This window comes from Virgibacillus pantothenticus, assembly GCF_018075365.1.
In the GTDB taxonomy this organism is placed as follows: Bacteria; Bacillota; Bacilli; order Bacillales; family Amphibacillaceae; genus Virgibacillus; species Virgibacillus pantothenticus.
Window position 1 is genome coordinate 197,558 of record NZ_CP073011.1, and the last position, 18,905, is coordinate 216,462.

28 protein-coding genes and 1 pseudogene are annotated in these 18,905 nt (G+C 39.1%); 27 read left to right on the top strand and 2 right to left on the bottom strand.

From position 1 onward, the window contains the following. Positions 1-16: 16 nt before the first annotated feature. The 24 genes from rplX (at position 17) to rpsI (ending at position 13,591) form a co-directional block, all read left to right on the top strand. Positions 17-328 (top strand): 50S ribosomal protein L24, encoded by a 312-nt coding sequence (rplX, locus tag KBP50_RS00945; protein ID WP_050349627.1) that lies wholly within the window; start codon positions 17-19, stop codon positions 326-328. Positions 329-352: 24 nt separating this feature from the next. Then, a complete protein-coding gene (gene rplE / locus KBP50_RS00950; protein ID WP_050349626.1) occupies positions 353-892 on the top strand; it encodes a 50S ribosomal protein L5 in 540 nt (179 codons plus the stop codon). 30 nt (positions 893-922) lie between these two features. Continuing rightward, positions 923-1,108 (top strand): type Z 30S ribosomal protein S14, encoded by a 186-nt coding sequence (locus KBP50_RS00955; protein ID WP_019375521.1) that lies wholly within the window; start codon positions 923-925, stop codon positions 1,106-1,108. A 29-nt stretch (positions 1,109-1,137) separates the two neighbouring features. Continuing rightward, entirely contained in the window at positions 1,138-1,536 is a 399-nt protein-coding gene (rpsH, locus tag KBP50_RS00960; protein WP_050349625.1) for a 30S ribosomal protein S8, read from the top strand. 31 nt (positions 1,537-1,567) lie between these two features. Next, on the top strand, positions 1,568-2,104 hold the full coding sequence (rplF, locus tag KBP50_RS00965; protein WP_050349624.1) for a 50S ribosomal protein L6: 537 nt from the start codon (positions 1,568-1,570) through the stop codon (positions 2,102-2,104). A gap of 28 nt (positions 2,105-2,132) precedes the next feature. After that, positions 2,133-2,498 (top strand): 50S ribosomal protein L18, encoded by a 366-nt coding sequence (gene rplR / locus KBP50_RS00970; protein WP_050349623.1) that lies wholly within the window; start codon positions 2,133-2,135, stop codon positions 2,496-2,498. Positions 2,499-2,518: 20 nt separating this feature from the next. Beyond that, positions 2,519-3,022: a 30S ribosomal protein S5 gene (rpsE, locus tag KBP50_RS00975; protein WP_050349622.1), complete on the top strand. Its 504-nt coding sequence runs from the start codon at positions 2,519-2,521 to the stop codon at positions 3,020-3,022. A 13-nt stretch (positions 3,023-3,035) separates the two neighbouring features. After that, entirely contained in the window at positions 3,036-3,218 is a 183-nt protein-coding gene (gene rpmD, locus KBP50_RS00980) for a 50S ribosomal protein L30 (protein ID WP_050349621.1), read from the top strand. 32 nt (positions 3,219-3,250) lie between these two features. Then, positions 3,251-3,691 (top strand): 50S ribosomal protein L15, encoded by a 441-nt coding sequence (gene rplO / locus KBP50_RS00985; protein WP_050349620.1) that lies wholly within the window; start codon positions 3,251-3,253, stop codon positions 3,689-3,691. Beyond that, positions 3,691-4,983: a preprotein translocase subunit SecY gene (secY, locus tag KBP50_RS00990; protein ID WP_050349619.1), complete on the top strand. Its 1,293-nt coding sequence runs from the start codon at positions 3,691-3,693 to the stop codon at positions 4,981-4,983. Before rplO ends, secY begins: the two co-directional genes overlap by 1 nt. A 32-nt stretch (positions 4,984-5,015) precedes the next feature. After that, positions 5,016-5,660 carry an adenylate kinase gene (locus KBP50_RS00995; RefSeq protein WP_050349618.1) on the top strand — a complete coding sequence of 215 codons (645 nt, stop codon included), beginning with the start codon at positions 5,016-5,018 and terminating at the stop codon, positions 5,658-5,660. Positions 5,661-5,831: 171 nt separating this feature from the next. Continuing rightward, on the top strand, positions 5,832-6,167 hold the full coding sequence (locus tag KBP50_RS01000; RefSeq protein ID WP_050349617.1) for a KOW domain-containing RNA-binding protein: 336 nt from the start codon (positions 5,832-5,834) through the stop codon (positions 6,165-6,167). Further along, on the top strand, positions 6,145-6,363 hold the full coding sequence (infA, locus tag KBP50_RS01005; RefSeq protein ID WP_010095735.1) for a translation initiation factor IF-1: 219 nt from the start codon (positions 6,145-6,147) through the stop codon (positions 6,361-6,363). Before KBP50_RS01000 ends, infA begins: the two co-directional genes overlap by 23 nt. A gap of 31 nt (positions 6,364-6,394) precedes the next feature. Next, entirely contained in the window at positions 6,395-6,508 is a 114-nt protein-coding gene (gene rpmJ, locus KBP50_RS01010) for a 50S ribosomal protein L36 (RefSeq protein ID WP_005999442.1), read from the top strand. Between the two features lie 26 nt (positions 6,509-6,534). Continuing rightward, positions 6,535-6,900 carry a 30S ribosomal protein S13 gene (gene rpsM, locus KBP50_RS01015; protein ID WP_050349616.1) on the top strand — a complete coding sequence of 122 codons (366 nt, stop codon included), beginning with the start codon at positions 6,535-6,537 and terminating at the stop codon, positions 6,898-6,900. Between the two features lie 23 nt (positions 6,901-6,923). Continuing rightward, positions 6,924-7,313: a 30S ribosomal protein S11 gene (gene rpsK, locus KBP50_RS01020; protein ID WP_050349615.1), complete on the top strand. Its 390-nt coding sequence runs from the start codon at positions 6,924-6,926 to the stop codon at positions 7,311-7,313. Positions 7,314-7,526: 213 nt separating this feature from the next. Beyond that, complete coding sequence (locus tag KBP50_RS01025) at positions 7,527-8,471, top strand: DNA-directed RNA polymerase subunit alpha (RefSeq protein WP_050349614.1); 945 nt, start codon at positions 7,527-7,529, stop codon at positions 8,469-8,471. 276 nt (positions 8,472-8,747) lie between these two features. Next, entirely contained in the window at positions 8,748-9,101 is a 354-nt protein-coding gene (rplQ, locus tag KBP50_RS01030) for a 50S ribosomal protein L17 (RefSeq protein WP_050349613.1), read from the top strand. 196 nt (positions 9,102-9,297) lie between these two features. Beyond that, entirely contained in the window at positions 9,298-10,140 is an 843-nt protein-coding gene (locus tag KBP50_RS01035; protein WP_050349612.1) for an energy-coupling factor ABC transporter ATP-binding protein, read from the top strand. Further along, a complete protein-coding gene (locus KBP50_RS01040; RefSeq protein ID WP_050349611.1) occupies positions 10,116-10,988 on the top strand; it encodes an energy-coupling factor ABC transporter ATP-binding protein in 873 nt (290 codons plus the stop codon). The genes KBP50_RS01035 and KBP50_RS01040 overlap by 25 nt, the downstream gene beginning before the upstream one ends. Next, complete coding sequence (locus tag KBP50_RS01045; RefSeq protein ID WP_050349610.1) at positions 10,981-11,778, top strand: energy-coupling factor transporter transmembrane component T family protein; 798 nt, start codon at positions 10,981-10,983, stop codon at positions 11,776-11,778. The genes KBP50_RS01040 and KBP50_RS01045 overlap by 8 nt, the downstream gene beginning before the upstream one ends. Before the next feature lie 21 nt (positions 11,779-11,799). Then, positions 11,800-12,540: a tRNA pseudouridine(38-40) synthase TruA gene (truA, locus tag KBP50_RS01050; RefSeq protein ID WP_050349609.1), complete on the top strand. Its 741-nt coding sequence runs from the start codon at positions 11,800-11,802 to the stop codon at positions 12,538-12,540. A gap of 200 nt (positions 12,541-12,740) precedes the next feature. Continuing rightward, positions 12,741-13,178, top strand: coding sequence for a 50S ribosomal protein L13 (gene rplM / locus KBP50_RS01055; RefSeq protein WP_050349608.1), 438 nt, complete (start codon positions 12,741-12,743; stop codon positions 13,176-13,178). A 20-nt stretch (positions 13,179-13,198) separates the two neighbouring features. Beyond that, positions 13,199-13,591 carry a 30S ribosomal protein S9 gene (gene rpsI, locus KBP50_RS01060; protein ID WP_050349607.1) on the top strand — a complete coding sequence of 131 codons (393 nt, stop codon included), beginning with the start codon at positions 13,199-13,201 and terminating at the stop codon, positions 13,589-13,591. A 150-nt stretch (positions 13,592-13,741) separates the two neighbouring features. On the opposite strand, the gene KBP50_RS01065 is transcribed toward rpsI, so the two are convergent. Next, on the bottom strand, positions 13,742-14,194 hold the full coding sequence (locus tag KBP50_RS01065) for a tyrosine-type recombinase/integrase (protein ID WP_236691339.1): 453 nt from the start codon (positions 14,192-14,194) through the stop codon (positions 13,742-13,744). 12 nt (positions 14,195-14,206) lie between these two features. Next, positions 14,207-14,608, bottom strand: a pseudogene (locus KBP50_RS01070) (ATP-binding protein); the annotation flags it as partial. A gap of 276 nt (positions 14,609-14,884) precedes the next feature. Here KBP50_RS01070 and KBP50_RS01075 point away from each other — a divergent pair. The 3 genes from KBP50_RS01075 to KBP50_RS21940 all read left to right on the top strand — a co-directional run bounded on the left by KBP50_RS01075 (position 14,885) and on the right by KBP50_RS21940 (position 18,895). Beyond that, positions 14,885-15,307 carry a helix-turn-helix transcriptional regulator gene (locus KBP50_RS01075; RefSeq protein WP_050349672.1) on the top strand — a complete coding sequence of 141 codons (423 nt, stop codon included), beginning with the start codon at positions 14,885-14,887 and terminating at the stop codon, positions 15,305-15,307. A gap of 583 nt (positions 15,308-15,890) precedes the next feature. After that, entirely contained in the window at positions 15,891-16,328 is a 438-nt protein-coding gene (locus KBP50_RS01080; RefSeq protein ID WP_050349606.1) for a hypothetical protein, read from the top strand. A 782-nt stretch (positions 16,329-17,110) separates the two neighbouring features. After that, a complete protein-coding gene (locus KBP50_RS21940) occupies positions 17,111-18,895 on the top strand; it encodes a hypothetical protein (RefSeq protein WP_236691338.1) in 1,785 nt (594 codons plus the stop codon). Positions 18,896-18,905: the final 10 nt, after the last annotated feature.

The following is an 18,905-nucleotide window of genomic DNA, read 5'->3' on the forward strand; positions in this document are numbered from 1 at the left end:
AGGAGGTGCGTTAAGCATGCATGTAAAAAAAGGTGATAAAGTAAAAGTCATTTCCGGCAAAGACCGTGGAAAAGAAGGCACGATCTTAGAAGCATACCCGAAAAAAGACCGAGTGCTCGTCGAAGGAATTAACATGGTTAAAAAACATGCCAAACCTTCCCAAGAAAACCCACAAGGGGGAATTCTTAACCAGGAAGCACCGATTCATGTTTCTAACGTGATGCCAATAGATCGTAAATCCGGAGAGCCAACCCGTGTTGGTTACGAAGTACGTGATGGAAAGAAAGTCCGTATCGCTAAAAAATCCGGTGAAGCGTTAGATAAATAGGTTCAGCGAAAGGAGGGCGACATGATGAATCAATTGAAGAAAAAATATCAAGATGAAGTACTACCATCTTTAATGAATAAATTTAACTATGAGTCTGTAATGCAAGTACCAGCTATTGAAAAAATTGTAGTTAACATGGGTGTTGGTGACGCAGTTCAGAACTCAAAAGCTTTGGATAATGCTGTCGAAGAGTTAGCGTTAATTTCTGGTCAAAAGCCAATGATTACTCGTGCAAAAAAATCGATCGCTGGATTTCGCCTTCGTGAAGGAATGCCGATTGGTGCTAAAGTAACCCTTCGCGGTGAGCGTATGTACGAATTTTTACAAAAGCTTATTGCTGTATCACTTCCGCGTGTGCGTGACTTCCGTGGTGTGTCAAAGAAAGCATTTGATGGTCGCGGTAACTACACATTAGGAGTTAAAGAACAGCTCATTTTCCCAGAAATTAATTATGATAAAGTAAGTAAAATTCGTGGTATGGATATTGTAATTGTTACAACGTCTAACACGGATGAAGAAGCTCGTGAACTTCTGGCTCAGTTAGGCATGCCTTTCCAAAAGTAAGCAAAAGAGCTAATACAAGGAGGGAAAATAGTGGCTAAAAAATCAATGATTGCAAAACAAAAGCGTCCGCAAAAATACCAAGTACGTGAGTATACACGCTGTGAGCGCTGTGGGCGTCCGCATTCTGTAATCCGTAAATTTAAACTTTGCCGTATTTGTTTCCGCGAACTTGCCTATAAAGGTCAAATTCCTGGTGTCAAAAAAGCAAGCTGGTAAACCCCGATTTGGGAAGGAGGTAATGATGAATGGTTATGACAGATCCAATTGCAGATATGCTTACTCGTATTCGTAATGCTAACATGGTAAAACATGAGAAATTAGAACTTCCTGCATCAAAGATGAAAAAGGAGATCGCTGATATTCTTAAACGAGAAGGCTTCGTTACAGATTATGAGCTTGTCGAGGATAACAAACAAGGTATCCTTCGTATCTTCCTTAAATATGGAGCGAATGAAGAGCGAGTAATTACAGGTATTAAACGTATAAGCAAACCAGGACTACGTGTTTATGCTAAAGCTAATGAAGTACCTCGTGTACTTAATGGTTTAGGAATTGCTATCGTTTCAACTTCCAAAGGAGTGCTTTCGGACAAAGAAGCACGTTCCCAAGCTGTTGGTGGCGAAGTATTAGCATACGTCTGGTAATGGAATAGTTAAAGATGAGGAGGTGCATGGAATGTCTCGTATAGGACTTAAACCAATCGAAATTCCCCAAGGTGTAGAAGTGAAGTTCGATGGTACTGTTATTACGGTTAAAGGACCAAAAGGTGAATTAACAAGAAATCTACATCAAGATATCAAAGTAAACATGGAAGGTAATGTGATCACACTAGAGCGCCCAAGCGATCACAAAGACCACCGCGCATTACACGGTACTACACGAAGCCTAATCAACAATATGGTTGAAGGAGTAAATAAAGGCTTTGAAAAGTCTCTTGAAATTATCGGTGTCGGTTACCGTGCGCAAAAACAGGGAAACAAAGTAGTCATCAATGCTGGTTACTCACACCCTGTAGAAATTGATCCAATCGACGGAATCGAAATTGACGTACCAAAAAACACACAGCTTATCGTTAAAGGTATTGATAAGGAGCTTGTGGGAGCAATTGCTTCTAAAATCAGAGCAATACGTCCACCAGAGCCTTATAAAGGTAAAGGAATTCGTTACGAAGGCGAATATGTACGTCGTAAAGAAGGTAAAACTGCCAAGTAAGACTAGGTAGCAGAAAGGAGTGACCTAAGTGATTACAAAACCAGATAAAAATATGGTACGTAAAAGAAGACACGCACGTGTGCGTAAAACTGTTCACGGTACTGAGCAGCGTCCTCGTCTAAACGTTTACCGTTCAAATAAACACATCTATGTACAGCTAATTGATGATGAAAATAGTAAAACAGTTGCAAGTGCTTCTACAAAGGATAGTGAACTAAACTTGACAGGAGCTACTAGTAATGCGGAAGCTGCAAAACAAGTTGGAGAAATGATAGCTAAACGTGCTCAGGATAAAGGTTACAAATCGGTTGTCTTTGACCGCGGAGGCTACCTTTATCATGGACGTGTGAAAGCTTTAGCAGATGCTGCGAGAGAAGCAGGTCTTGAATTTTAAACGATAAAGGAGGGACATACATGAATAAAAACATTGATCCGAACAAATTAGATCTTGAAGAGCGTGTTGTTGCGGTCAACCGTGTTGCAAAAGTTGTTAAAGGTGGACGTAATTTCCGCTTTGCAGCTCTAGTCGTTGTCGGAGACAAAAATGGTCATGTAGGTTTTGGTACAGGAAAAGCACAAGAGGTACCAGAAGCAATTAAAAAAGCAGTAGATGATGCGAAGAAAAATCTAATTACCGTACCTATCGTCGGAACCACTATTCCACATGAAATTCATGGTCAATTTGGTTCAGGTAATGTATTATTAAAACCAGCAGCAGAAGGTACAGGTGTTATCTCCGGTGGACCAGTACGTGCGATTTTAGAACTTGCTGGTGTAGGTGATATACTAACGAAATCATTAGGTTCAAACACGCCGATTAATATGATCCGTGCAACAATCAATGGTTTAACGAACTTAAAGCGCGCAGAAGATGTAGCAAAACTACGTGGAAAGTCTGTAGAAGAACTGTTAGGATAAGGAGGGAACTGTTATGTCTAAAAAACTAGAAATAACCCTCACGCGCAGTGTTATTGGTGGAACAGAAGTACAAAGAAAAACTGTTCAAGCATTAGGTTTAAAGAAAATTCGCCAATCGGTTGTTCATGAAGATACACCAGCTGTTCGCGGCATGGTCAACAAAGTATCTCATTTACTAACGGTTAAAGAGGTTTAAATACGAAATAAGCGTAAAGAGGAGGTGCTCGCATGAAACTTCATGAATTGAAGGCTGCAGAAGGTACACGTAAAAATCGTAATCGTGTAGGTCGTGGAATGTCATCTGGCAACGGGAAAACATCAGGACGTGGACATAAAGGACAAAAAGCACGCTCTGGTGGCGGAACTCGCCCAGGATTTGAAGGTGGTCAATTACCACTATTTCAACGCTTGCCGAAGCGTGGATTTACAAACATTCATCGCAAAGAGTTTGCTATCGTAAATCTTGACACATTAAATCGTTTTGAAGATGGCACAGAAATAACACCTGAGCTATTACTGGAAGAAGGCGTAGTTAGCAAGTTGAAAGCAGGTATTAAAGTACTTGGCAACGGCTCTATTGAGAAAAAACTAACAGTAAAAGCTCATAAGTTCTCTGCTTCAGCTAAAGAAGCAATCGAGGCAGCGGGCGGTCAAATAGAGGTGATTTAATGTTCCGTACAATCTCCAATTTTATGCGCGTAGGTGATATAAGACGGAAAATAATTTTTACGCTATTGATGCTAGTTGTCTTCCGTCTAGGCACATTTATACCTGTGCCTTTTACTGATAGGCAGGCAATTGATTTTATGAACTCACAAAATGTGTTTGGCTTTTTAAATACATTTGGTGGGGGCGCATTGCAAAACTTCTCCATTTTTGCAATGGGTATCATGCCTTATATTACGGCATCCATTATTATGCAATTGCTGCAAATGGACGTTGTACCTAAATTTGCTGAGTGGAAAAAACAAGGCGATGCGGGAAGGAAAAAGCTTGCCCAAGTTACGCGTTATGGCACCATCGTACTTGCATTTATCCAGGCAATCGCTATGTCGATAGGATTTAATGCAATGGCTAATGGTTTGCTAATTGCAGATCCTGGTCCAATGAAATTTATTGTTATTGCCATTGTTTTAACAAGTGGAACAGCATTTTTAATGTGGCTAGGAGAACAAATTACGGCCAATGGAGTCGGTAATGGAATTTCGATTATCATTTTTGCAGGTATTGTAGCAGCAGTACCAAACGGCATGCAACAGCTTTACAGCCAGTATTTTATCAATCCTGGTGATGAGCTGTTTATCAATATTGTTATTGTTGCTTTAATTGCTTTGGTCGTTATTGCAGTAACTGTTGGAGTTATTTTTATTCAACAAGCGTTACGTAAAATACCGATTCAATATGCGAAAAAGCTGGTCAATCGTTCTCCAGTAGGCGGTCAATCGACACACTTACCTTTAAAAGTGAACGGTGCTGGTGTTATTCCAGTTATCTTCGCCGTTGCGTTTATCATGGCACCAAGCACAATTGCCACCTTTTTTGAAGGAAATGATATTGCTGCAACCATTCAGCGTATTTTTGATTATACAAAGCCAATAGGTATGGTTATCTATGTTGCGTTAATCATCGCGTTTACGTATTTTTATACCTTTGTTCAAGTAAATCCAGAACAAATGGCAGAGAACCTACAAAAGCAAGGTGGTTATATACCGGGAATTCGTCCTGGTAAAAACACAGAGACTTATTTAACAAGAGTATTGTACCGCTTAACATTTGTCGGTGCGTTATTCTTAGCAGCTGTAGCTGTATTGCCACTAGCTTTAAGCGGAATTGCTAATTTGCCGCAATCCGTACAAATTGGTGGAACGAGTTTACTGATTGTTGTTGGTGTAGCTCTGCAAACGATGAAGCAATTGGAAAGCCAATTGGTAAAGCGTCACTACAAAGGATTTATTAAGTAATTTTGCCGAAGACGAGAGCGAGGGGAAATCTGTTGAATTTAATTTTAATGGGTCTGCCAGGTGCCGGAAAAGGTACACAGGCGGAAAAGATAAACGAAAAATATAATATCCCTCATATTTCAACAGGAGATATGTTCCGTTTAGCCATTAAAGAGGGAACAGACCTAGGTAAAAAAGCAAAAGAATACATGGACCGAGGAGAACTTGTTCCAGATGAAGTTACTAACGGTATTGTCAAAGAACGCTTGAGTAAGGATGATTGTAAAAAAGGGTTTCTATTAGATGGTTTCCCAAGGACGATTGCTCAAGCAGCAGCATTACAAAGTCTATTGCAGGATATCAATCAATCCATTGATTACGTCATTCATGTAGATGTACCGGAAGAAAAATTAGTGGAGCGTCTAACTGGTCGTAGAATTTGTCCAACATGCGGAACAACGTACCACGTAGTTTATAACCCGCCAAAAGAAGACGGGATCTGTGATAAAGATGGCTCAAGCTTAATCCAGCGAGATGATGATAAGCCAGCTACGGTGAAGAAACGCCTATCTGTAAATATAGAGCAAACGAAGCCGTTATTAGACTTTTATGATGAAAAAGGATATCTTGTAACGGTAAACGGTGATCAGGACATTGATCAAGTGTTCCAAGATATTCAAACTAAAATAGAAAAGTAATCACATGAACTGCATGGGATGCATTCTAGCAATGAAAAGTTATAATAAGTCGTGAGTAAGAACGGCATATTCCTATATAGATGAGAACGTGACACACTGATAAAAGTGAGTAACTCTTTTGAATAAACAGGCGAACCATATAAACTATAGCCTAAGTGAAGGTGATCGTTGTTGAACGAAGATGATTCGATTCCGCTGATAGGTCAAGTTGTTCGTATTATGCAAGGACGTGAAGCGGGTCAATACGCAGTCGTTATTAAATCTGTCGATGATAAGTATGTCTTGCTTGCAGATGGGGAAAAACGTAAATATGATCGACCAAAGAAAAAGAATCTTCATCATATCGAGTTAATGGATTATATTTCTCCAGAAGTCCAAAACAGCCTTCTAGAAACTGGTCGTGTCACAAATGGTAAATTGCGATTTGCCATAGCAAAATTTGTCAATGAAGTTGTGACTGATTTGAAGAAGGGAGATCAACACGATGGCGAAAGACGATGTAATTGAAGTGGAAGGAACCGTAACTGAAACATTGCCAAATGCAATGTTTAATGTGGAGTTGGAAAATGGTCATACTGTATTAGCCCACGTATCCGGGAAAATTCGTATGCACTTTATTCGCATTCTTCCAGGCGATAAAGTAACGGTGGAACTTTCTCCGTATGATTTAACAAGAGGACGAATTACGTACCGTTATAAATAAGTGAGCTCCGATATTAAAGGAGGTAAAGATGATGAAAGTAAGAGCATCTGTAAAACCCATTTGTGAAAAATGTAAAGTCATTAAACGAAATGGCAAAGTAATGGTAATTTGTGAAAATCCAAAGCATAAGCAAAAACAAGGATAATAACTAACAGGAGGTGTTAAAGCTATATGGCACGTATTGCAGGTATTGATGTCCCACGTGATAAACGCGTAGTCATTTCCTTAACGTACATTTACGGAATTGGAAAAACTACTGCCCAAAAAATCCTTAAAGAAGCAGGCGTTTCTGAAGACACTCGTGTACGCGACCTAACAGAGGACGAATTAGGAAGAATTCGTAAAGCTACAGATGAGTATACAATTGAAGGGGATCTTCGCCGTGAAGTGTCTCTAAATATCAAACGTTTAATTGAAATCGGCTCATATCGCGGGATCCGTCATCGCCGTGGACTTCCGGTTCGTGGACAAAAAACAAAAAACAATTCACGTACTCGTAAAGGACCACGTCGCGCGATTGCTGGGAAGAAAAAATAAACGTTAAAGGAGGTTAATAGGTAATGGCACAAAAATCAACCGCACGTAAACGTCGTGTGAAAAAAAATATTGAGTCAGGTGTAGCACATATCCGTTCTACGTTCAACAATACGATTGTTACAATTACCGATACCCAAGGTAATGCTGTTGGATGGAGCTCAGCTGGCGCATTAGGCTTTAAGGGTTCAAAGAAATCTACACCATTTGCTGCTCAAATGGCAGCTGAAACTGCTGCTAAATCAGCAATTGACAATGGTATGAAAACTCTTGAAGTAACGGTTAAAGGACCAGGAGCTGGACGTGAAGCAGCTATTCGTTCCCTTCAGGCAGCTGGTTTGGAAGTTACAGCTATTCGTGATGTAACACCAGTACCTCATAACGGTTGTCGCCCACCAAAACGTCGTCGTGTATAATTATACCGTATATAATTTGTCACCCTGTCTATAATGGGTTATGATAGCTAAAAGTCTAAAGGAGTGTATCCTTTAGGGACAGAGCATCCACAAGACAAGAACGTACGAAAGATTTTACAGGTAGTGCAGAAACGCCAACTGCCTTTTTTGAGGAATTTCGGTTAGACAACGGTCTAACCGGGGTTTCGACGTTTTAAAGGAGGGTTTTATGGAATGATCGAAATTGAAAAACCAAAAATTGAGACGGTAGAAATCAGCGATGATGCTACATTTGGAAAATTCGTAGTCGAACCGCTTGAACGTGGATATGGTACCACTCTAGGAAACTCCTTGCGTCGTATCCTACTATCCTCACTTCCAGGTGCTGCTGTGACATCAGTTCAAATTGATGGAGCGCTACATGAATTTTCAACGATTGATGGTGTTGTTGAAGATGTGACAACAATTATTTTGAATCTGAAAAAACTAGCGCTAAAAATCTACTCTGATGAAGAGAAAACATTAGAGATTGATGTGCAGGGAGAAGGAAAAGTTACGGCTGCAGATCTAACATATGATAGTGATGTAGAAGTCTTAAATCCAGATTTGCTAATTGCTACGTTAAATAGCAAAGGTAGCTTGCATATGAAGATTACAGCAGAACGTGGACGCGGGTACCGCCCTGCTGAAGCAAATAAACGTGATGATCAGCCAATCGGGATAATTCCAGTTGATTCCATCTTCACTCCAGTATCAAGAGTAACCTACCAAGTAGAGAATACACGCGTCGGTCAAGTGGCTAACTTCGATAAATTGACACTTGATGTGCATACAGACGGCAGTATTCGACCTGAAGAAGCTGTTTCCTTAGGAGCAAAAGTCTTTACGGAACATCTTAATATTTTTGTAGGGTTAACAGATGAAGCGAAAAACGCTGAAATTATGGTTGAGAAAGAAGAAGACCAAAAAGAGAAAGTGATGGAAATGACGATTGAAGAACTTGATCTTTCTGTCAGATCCTATAACTGTCTAAAGCGTGCTGGAATTAACACCGTACAAGAACTAGCAAATAAATCTGAAGAAGACATGATGAAAGTACGTAACCTTGGACGTAAATCGTTAGAAGAAGTAAAAGTGAAGCTAAGTGATTTAGGTCTTGGTTTGCGAGACGATGACTAATCATACAGACATCTTTAGAAAATAATGACGCACTAGTACACAGTGCTTGCATACACGAATTACTCCATTCAGTACAGACCGTTTGCTTTCGTTCGTTGCATCACTTTTTTGCGTTTTACGGGAAGGCAAAAGCAGCTTTCTTTTGCAAGGAAGGATAGAGGGTGTACGTGAGAAAAGATAAAACAAGGAAGACCTCATGTAGGCTATAGGCTTATCAGGTTATTCGTTTTGGATGGAAACTTTCAAAAAGTCATCAAAGAAAGGGAGGGATAGTCCATGGCTAGAAAATTAGGTCGTACAACGGATCAACGTATGGCGTTGCTTCGTAACCTTGCTTCTGATTTAATTATTCATGAGCGGATTGAAACAACAGAAGCAAAAGCGAAAGAACTAAAATCCGTTGTTGATAAAATGATTACATTAGGCAAACGTGGGGACCTTCACGCACGCCGTCAAGCAGCATCATTCTTATACAATCAGGAAGCAAATGAAAACGAAAATGTCATTCAAAAGCTTTTCAATGATGTAGCTCCGCGTTACGAAGACCGCCAAGGTGGATACACACGTGTTCTTAAATTGGGCGCTCGTCAAGGTGATGGTGCGAAAATGGCAATTATTGAACTAGTTTAATGTAACCACAGCGACAAGGGCAGGACTGAATCTCTTCTACGAGGTACATCCAGGCCCTTTTTTTGTACTTGCATTTCCTATCCCATTTTAGGGAAAGCCCAAATGTCAGTTTTCTTTCTTTTGGTAGAACAAGAGAAACTGCGAAGTATTAAATACGTACCCTTATGTGGCATAAGAAGTAAGAGGAGGAGTCTAGATGAGCAATCCCAAATTGATTGAGTTTAGAAATGTATCATTTCGATATGGAGACGAGCAGCCATGGGTACTGAAAAACTGTAGCTTTGAAATCTATGAGCAAGAATGGGTAGCAATTATTGGTCATAATGGATCGGGGAAGTCAACAATTGCGAAGTTAATGAATGGTCTGTTGTTCCCACAAGAAGGGGAAATTTATGTTGCCGGAAAAAAAGTACAGGAAGAAACAATATGGGATATCCGCAAAGATGTCGGGATGGTATTTCAAAATCCAGATAACCAATTTGTTGGAACAACGGTACAAGATGATGTTGCATTTGGAATGGAAAATAGGGGGTTCCCCAGAGAAGAAATGCTGGCACGCTTAGATGATGTTCTTCAAGCAGTCCGCATGGAAGATTACCGGTTAACCGAACCGCATCGTTTGTCTGGTGGACAAAAGCAGCGTGTAGCAATTGCAAGTGTATTGGCTGTATCTCCCAAAGTACTTATTTTAGATGAAGCAACTGCGATGCTGGATCCGCGAGGTAGAAAAGATATTATGAGAACTATCGTCAATTTGCGGGCAAACAAGGACGTAACATTACTGACGATTACCCACGATCTACAAGAAATTGTCCAAGCAGATCGAGTGATCGTTATGAATGAAGGTCAGGTTTGGGAGGAGTCTAGTCCAAGAGCTCTTTTTTCCAAACAAGATGCTTTGCGTGGAATTGGTTTAGATGTTCCATTTATTGCCTCTTTAGCAAAAGCTTTAAAGCAGTATGATATCCCCGTCACAAAAGAACCGTTAAATCATGAAGAACTGTTGGAGGACCTATGGATATTACATTCGAAAACGTAAGCTATATCTATCAACAGCATTCACCATTTGCTCATAAAGCCGTTGACCAGTTAAGTTTTCATGTCCCTTCAGGAACGTTTTTGGCCATTGTTGGTCATACTGGATCAGGAAAATCAACATTAATTCAGCATTTAAATGGTCTAGTGCAGCCGACTGCAGGGAAAGTGAAGATAGGAGATTTTCAGTTAACGGCCGATAAAAAACCTAAGGATATGAAACAATTAAGAAGCAATGTTGGGGTCGTATTTCAATATCCGGAGCATCAACTATTTGAAGAAACAGTGGCTAAGGATATTAGCTTCGGACCGAAAAATTTTGGTGTTGGGGATAGCGAAATACAACGCCGGGTAACAGAAGCATTACAAGCGGTTGGATTAACAGAGGATTATTTGGAACGATCCCCGTTTGACTTAAGCGGTGGACAAATGCGCCGGGTTGCTATCGCAGGTGTATTGGCTACAAAACCAAACGTGCTTGTGTTGGACGAGCCTACCGCTGGTCTTGACCCCAGAGGGCAAAAAGAAATGATGAACATGTTCTACGAACGGCATCGAGCTGAGCAACTGACTACCGTCCTCGTTACTCATAGTATGGAGGATGCGGTCACGTATGCGGATCATGTCCTCATTCTAAATAAAGGCAGAAAATATATGGAAGGCAAGCCGGAAGAAGTGTTCATACAAAAAGAAGCATTGCAGAAAGTCCAACTCGATGTGCCGGAAGTAGTGGCCTTTCTAGATCGCTGGAATGAAAAATTTAACACCGACCTTCCTTTTACACGGCAGTCTGAACTTGAATTAGCAGCAGCAATTGCAGCGGTGATTAAAGGGGGAAAAAACCATGAATAATGCAATGGTTATTGGTCAGTACGTACCAGGGAATTCCCTCGTTCACCGATTAGATCCACGAACGAAAATTACCATCATCTTTATCTTTGTATTTATCGTCTTTTTAGCTAATAATATTTGGAGCTATACGATACTAACCATTTTTGCGCTTACAAGTATGTTGACATCTCGTGTACCGTTGAAATTTGTACTAAAGGGATTAATGCCTGTCTGGTTTTTAATTATCTTTACGTTTATCCTTCATTTGATCATTACAAAAGAAGGAACCGTAATTTTTGAGGTGTTTGCATTTCAGGTTTATTCTGGTGGGCTAATTCAAGGGTTTGCTATTTCGATGCGCTTCTTTTTGCTTATCTTAGTCACGTCGCTATTAACATTAACAACAACGCCAATCGAAATAACGGATGCCATTGAAAGCATTCTGCAACCATTAAAAAAAGTGCGCTTTCCTGTCCATGAATTAGCCTTGATGATGTCAATATCACTTCGGTTTATTCCAACCTTGCTGCAAGAAACAGAAAAAATCTCGAAAGCGCAAGCGTCACGGGGTGTTGATTTTCGAACAGGAAAGATCAAAGATAGAATACAAGCTGTTGTACCGTTACTCGTTCCACTATTTGTCAGTGCCTTTAAACGAGCAGAGGAACTGGCAATGGCCATGGAAGCAAGAGGCTATCAAGGCGGCGAAGGCAGAACCAAGTTGCGTGAATTAAAATTAAGTAAGCTTGATGTTTGGATATATCTTTTGTTTGTAATCGTCATTATTGGATTATTGATCACAAGGAACTAGAAGAAGAAAGGCTGCAAAAACATGCAACGACTAAAATGTACACTTCAATATGATGGCTCTGGTTTCTCCGGCTTTCAAATCCAGCCCGGGAAAAGAACGGTGCAGGGGATATTAGAAAATGCATTACTAAAAATGCATAAGGGTGAACCTGTACGCATTCATCCATCGGGGCGAACAGATACAGGTGTTCATGCAAAAGGACAGACGATCCACTTTGATTCGCCCTATAGCATCTCTTTATACAACTGGAAGCAAGCATTGAATACATTGCTTCCCCATGATGTATATGTGAAACAGGTGGAGACGGTTCCAGATACATTTCATGCCCGCTATGATGTAGTTGAAAAGGAATATCGCTATTATGTTTACCATAAAGAAGAACCAGATGTATTTAAACGCAATTACTCTTACTTTTTCCCGTATGCTCTAGATTTAACGGCGATGCAAGCTGCATGTCGTTATTTGGAGGGGACCCATGATTTCACCACTTTTTCTTCTGCCAAAGCGACAACTAGAGGTAGTAAGCAACGAACACTCTATCAAGTATCCTGTGAAAAGAGCAGATCGGAAATTGAATTTATTTTCCGTGGGAGCGGCTTTTTATACAATATGGTGCGAATTATAGTAGGTGTATTATTAGATATAGGACAAGGAAGACGTAAACCGGCTGATATAGACGTTTTGCTGTCAAAAAGGGATAGAAGGGCAGTAGGCGAAACAGTGCCTTCACAAGGCCTCTATTTGTGGCGTGTGACGTATTGAAAGTGGCTTATGGATAAGCTCGATTTACTATTGTAAAAGGTTGAAGTTAAAAGCGGGTAAACCTTGACATATTAGTACCATTTGGTGTATTATGATCTATGGCATTTTATTTCTAAACCATGATTAGCCCCGGAAACTAATTATGTTGAAATAGACGAACGAACAGAAATTTAATATGAACATTTTGGAGGGAAAGACACATGCGCACAACTTTCATGGCAAATGAAAATAATATTGAACGCAAATGGCTAGTTGTTGATGCAGAAGGCAAACGATTAGGTCGTTTAGCAAGTGAAGTTGCTGCGATCCTTCGCGGAAAGCATAAACCAACTTACACACCACATGCAGATACAGGTGACCATGTTATTATTATTAATGCAGAGAAAATCGAATTAACTGGTAACAAATTAACAGACAAAAAATATTACCGCCATTCTAACTATCCAGGTGGTTTAAAAGAACGTAATGCATACGAAATGCGTACAAAATACCCTGAGCGTATGCTAGAAATGGCAGTTAGCGGAATGCTTCCTAAAGGCCCTTTAGGTCGCAGAATGGCTAAGAAGCTTCACGTATTCAGAGGCGCTGAACACAATCATCAAGCACAAAAACCAGAAGTTTATGAGCTTCGTGGGTAACTAAAAGGAGGTAAATCATTTTGGCACAAGTACAATACTATGGCACAGGTCGTCGTAAAAAATCAACTGCACGCGTACGTCTAATACCTGGTACAGGGAACATTACGATTAATGGTCGTAACGCAGCGGATTATTTCCCATATGAAACACAGTTGTTAATTCTAAATCAACCACTTGTAGCAACAGAAACGCAAGGGACATATGACATCATTGTCAACGTTCATGGTGGTGGCTTCACTGGTCAGGCAGGAGCTATCCGTCACGGAGTTGCACGTGCATTGCTTGAAGCAAATCCTGAGTACCGTAGCGCTCTAAAAGCAGAGGGCTTCCTAACTCGTGATGCTCGTATGAAAGAGCGTTATAAATATGGTCTTAAAAAAGCACGTCGTGCACCTCAGTTCTCAAAACGTTAAGATATCAACTTTTTCAAATCCCTCAACCACTTATGGTTGGGGGTTTTTACTTTGTTTGAGGACGTTAAAAGTGGTTGAAAAATTCACGCGTAGCATACACATAACATACAAGTAGCATACAAAGAGTTTGAAGAGAAAGCAGCCCCTTTCTCATAGCATGTCAATTGCTATAAGTAGCTGCTCGATGTCCTTATGGGTGTAGACTTTGTCTGTGATATCCTTATCTGCATGCCCCATAATCCGTTTGATCGACAGTTTGTTTGCGCCAGCGTTATCCATGAGTGTTGCAAAGGTGTGTCTGCAGTCGTGAGGCTTGTGTTTTAATTCTAGCTGTTGCATAATCTTCTTAAATTTCTCATGGTAATAAACATAGTAGCTCAATTTGTTTCCTTCATAATTTGTTATCAAGTATTCGTTACTAGGATCCATACGATCTTCAATCAATTTATGGACTTTTTTGTGGATAGGTATTACCCTATTCGTCCCAGCTTCCGTTTTGAAGCCACCTCGAAAATACCTTTTATTAAGATGAATGTTTTCGTTCTTTACTTCAACTAATTCTCCCGGGCGTAAGCCTGTTGTGACCGTCAAGTAAAAAGACACAATTTATGCTCATTAATATGAAACACTTTCTTGCCCAAATATGGTCGATCTATGTTTCATTCGATAACTATCTTCATTTAAATGAATGATTTCAACTCGATGTAAAATTCTATTTAAGATCGCTGTTGTAATTGCTTGGTCACCCAATAATTCTCCCCATTCTTTAGGTGATTTATTTGATGTTAAAATGGTAGATGATTAATTATATAATTCATTGATCAAATGAAAAAACATATTAGCTTCTTGTTGATCCATTGCCATGAACATTAAATCATCAATAATGACTAAATCTGCATCTCGTATTCTTTTCATTCTTGTCTGAGATTTACGAGTGATTTCCTCTGTTTTGAGTACATGAACAAGGTCTCCCATGGTAGTAAAGATAACCTTATATCCTTGATTTAATGCTTCTATGAAGCGTGATAATATATTATTTATAATTTTAATTACTTTTACAGGTGTTATCTCAACTGGAATTCTCATAGGAGGAATATTTTGGCTGTTTCCGTTCCATCACTTATTACCTGCGTACAAAGCGACAAAATTAAACTTAAACAATCGTGCACCATTCTGGAATAGGGATTGTGGGAAAATAAGGCAGCAACAAGAGGTTTCCCCTTATGCGCTTATTACTATCTTTACTTTAGTCCTTCAATCAATAATACTGGAATAAGAAAGGGTGGCAAACACATTCTTTTTAGAGACAAATTAAAAAAAGAAAGAGAAGAGAGGGGGTGGTCACAAGATCGCCTTGCTGAAAAAATATACGTTAGTCGTCAATCAATTTCGAAATGGGAAACCGGTAAAAACTATCCCAGCATCGAGTTGATAATTGAATTAAGTGATCTGTTTGATATCACTATCGATGAATTATTAAGGAGTGATGAGGATTTGACAGAAAAGATAATTCAAGACAGCAAACAACAGTTAGGTTGGCAATCATATATTTTGATTGGTTTAGGTGTTCTAATAGGGATTGTACTTGTTAGCTTAATCACACATCAAGGAATCAATTGGATTTCTATTGGTAGAGCAACTGGTTTAGCAGCTCTCTTGTTTATTTTTTATTTTCTTTTTCGCCAGGGGGCAAAGAGAGTGAAACAAAACAAATAAGTTAAATATCAAGCAATCGGAGCTAACTTCATGAAAATTGCACTAATTTTCATGAATCGGGTGTGATTGTAAAAGTAACAAGAGGTATGACTTTTCTTTAAGAGTCATACCTCTTGATTGTTAAATAAACTCTTTAACATTATCTTGAATGCGGATTAACCCCCTAATTTTGGACAAAAACACTCTTAAACTAACTTTTACTTAGAAATTCGCTATTTTTCATGAATTACCTTCACTTTTGTCCTTCTAAGATGATAGCCAATGCACCCATTCCATCAAGGGAAAAGGCTTTGCCCTTCGATCCGCTTCGCCTTTAATTCCATGTCAGCATGGGCATGTTGTAAGGCTAGGCAAAAGGAAGGAAAAATGGAATGGGGCTTTACATGCTTGATTATTCTAAGTTGTATAGTTTTTGATTAGTTATAATTTAATGAGTATAAGAGTACGTTTTGATAAAATCAAATACAGGAGGGAATCAAATGGCAAAGAAAAAGTATTATGATGAACATCGAAATCAAACTCGTTCAAGACCACCAAAACGAATTTATCAAAAATGGTGGATTTGGTTAATGGTGATTGTTGGGTGACTGTTGGAATCGCTGTTCTCGGTGGCGAAGAAAAGATAGAAGAACCAGTAGCAACAGGAATCTCGGAAGATGAGAAAGAAGAGGAAGAGACAGAGGTTGCTGAACCAGAGGAAGAGGGAACGAGTGAAGAATCAACTTATACATATGAAGATTTTAAAGGAACATATGCATTATTTGAAGGAGAGCCTTACAACTCTCCTATAGGGTTAGGTATAATGGTGATAGGAGACGATTCCTATCGAAGTTTTAATCATTCGGATGTCTATATGACTTCTACCATTCTCAATAAAACAATAGAAGGAAATGTTTTAACGCTTCATAGCAAAAGTGGAACAGAACAATTCAAGCTACGTTATGAAGGTGATAAAAAAATTATGCATTATGGACAATCACTTTATTCTATGTCCAGTCAGGATTTACAAAACTCACTATAATCAATCAGAAATTAATTATGCACGAATTATTTTGACAATAAATGGTGAACCAAGTTTAGATCAATGGCTTGTGTGGGAAGATCCTCTTGTTAATATAAACCATAGTTCAGCTGATGATCCAGTCCTTCAGATTGATGATAGTATTGTTTATCCAGAAGAGGTAATTAGCACTATGACTGATTCTAATTACATTAGCTACACTTCCAATGGCGACGGACATATCACGATTATCCTAATCCGTCCCATTATCAAGCTGAACAATCAGAAGAAGAAAATCGTTAACTTGATCAAGAAGCTTTAGATAATATATATACAATATATGTAGAGCCGTTCGATCCTTACACTGTGGCGGATTTTATTGGACGTGTTGAATTTGTATATGAATAACAGCCGGATTGAGTAGGACGTTTAAAAACTCCCTACTTTTCTCTCTTTAATTCTCTCCAAACAAAATAAGTACATAAGTATAACGGGGCGACGTTTGCCTTTTGAGTGCATTATTGATTTGCGGATAAAATGAACTAGCACATCCCTTGTGTTTTCTCATTAACTTTACCATCTTCTGTAACTATAAATGAAATGAGTTACGGGTAGGTGGCATTTTTTATTTAACAAAAAAAAGACCAAAACAGTATAAGTAGTAAAAATCGCCTATGTAAAAACAGGGAAAAAAGATGCATGGTGTATGGGTTAATCTACCATTAAGATTTATATAGAGGAAGAAAACTGAAATGTCTTAATAACAAGGGGATTTAAAAGTATAGGGAGAAGGGGGATAGTTTGTGAAGCGTGACTTACAAATTAATTATGGGGTTTTAGATGATATTATTGGCGAACTTCGGAAATATAAGCGTGCTTTAGAAAAAATGGACGATTCACTGGATAAGGTAACGACCTTTATGCAAACAAACGAGGGAAAAAGTGTTGAAGCATGGGATCAGAACATTAGCACCTCGAAAGAAAAAATTGCAAATTATGAAACACAGATCAATGACTTACTATCGTTATTTGAAAATTACGTAACAGACACAACAAGATATATTTCACCCATTTCAAGAAATACGATGATGCGTGTGGATCGTAATGATATTTGGGCGAATTTAAAGCAAATAGAAGGCGGTATTTCCAATAATCTGTTTAAGGCACTAAACAAAAGTTATCAGCAACCTGCTTCATTTTTCGGCATGTTTGATGACCCAACGGATGCGGAAAAAGAAGCAAGCGAGATCAATCGACGCCATATGGAGAGAATTCAAACGAGCATTGAATCAACCCGAAAAAAGCTGCAACGTAATATGGACGAGTTATGGGATTTATATAATTCCAAAGTGAAAAGATTTGAAAATGCGGATGATGAATATAATAACTTGGCTGGAAATGTAAAAAGGAAATATACGAATTTCTTTGAAGGTGTCATGGACGTTGTTAGTAGTGTAAACAAAGCTGTAGATGATTTTGAAAAAGGATTTGCCAATAGTATTGCGAGCCTGGTCATGGGACTGCTAACCGTTGCCAAGGACGCAGGTGTTGTCACCGTATCTGGTATTATTCCTGACCCCGTTGAACCATCTTGGTTAAAAGATAGTGCAAATGAAACAGTTGATGCCTACACACAAGCTGCGTTACAATTTATGCAAGATCCTATGCGTGTAGTGGAATCAACTGCCCAAGCTTTCACCGATACCGTGGAAAGTGAAGGTGTTATGTATGCCACTGGAGCAGCCGTTGCTGCTTTAATACCAGGTAGTTGGGCTGTCAAAGGAGCATCAGGCGTTGCAAAACTAGGTGCAGGCGCAGCAAGAAGAGCGCCGAAGTTATTAGACAAAAAGCCTTTCAGTGGCAATTACTATCGGGAAAAGATAAATGCAGCTAAAGCCGAAATGGCTAAAATAGCAGATATGTTCTCTTTTGGTAAGAAATATGCAGTTTCAACTGGTGGCGCAAGTTTTATACTTAGAGATAAAGACTTTGAAAGTCACGTTAATACGCAGATGGTTAATAGGAAAAATGGCGGAGGGGAAAGGGTAGAGACTAAGGGTGCGGGTAAAGAAAGTAAGATTGATATTGGTAAAACTGATATAGATGCACTAAGGAAAAAATGGAATGTTCCAGAAACTGAAACAGTGGCAGTTGGAAAAACTGATGTAAAAGGATTAGAAGATTTGAATTTTGAAGGTGGATCGCCGAAAGTACGAAAAGAAGCTGGATTACCTGATTTAGATGAAGTAATGCCTGACAGAAATATTAAAGCCCCAGGGTCTAACCCTTTGTTCACTAGGCATGCAGAGGAAGGGGTTCTGAATGAATTTGATTCAGCAGTAATAAAGGCAGGTATAAAACCAGAAGATGTAACAGGAACATTAAAACTTCATCAATCGAATCCTTCAGGTGTATGTAGAAAGTGTTATCAAGGATTAGCGAACGATAAAGTTCCGCCTGGTGTGTTAAAGCAATTAAGTTTAAAATATCCTAATCTAAAAATTGAAGTAACATCGGAAATTGATGAAAGCATTAAAGTAACTGGTAGGCTTAATCTAATGATTAAAAATGGAAATTATATTGATTAGTTGGAGGTTA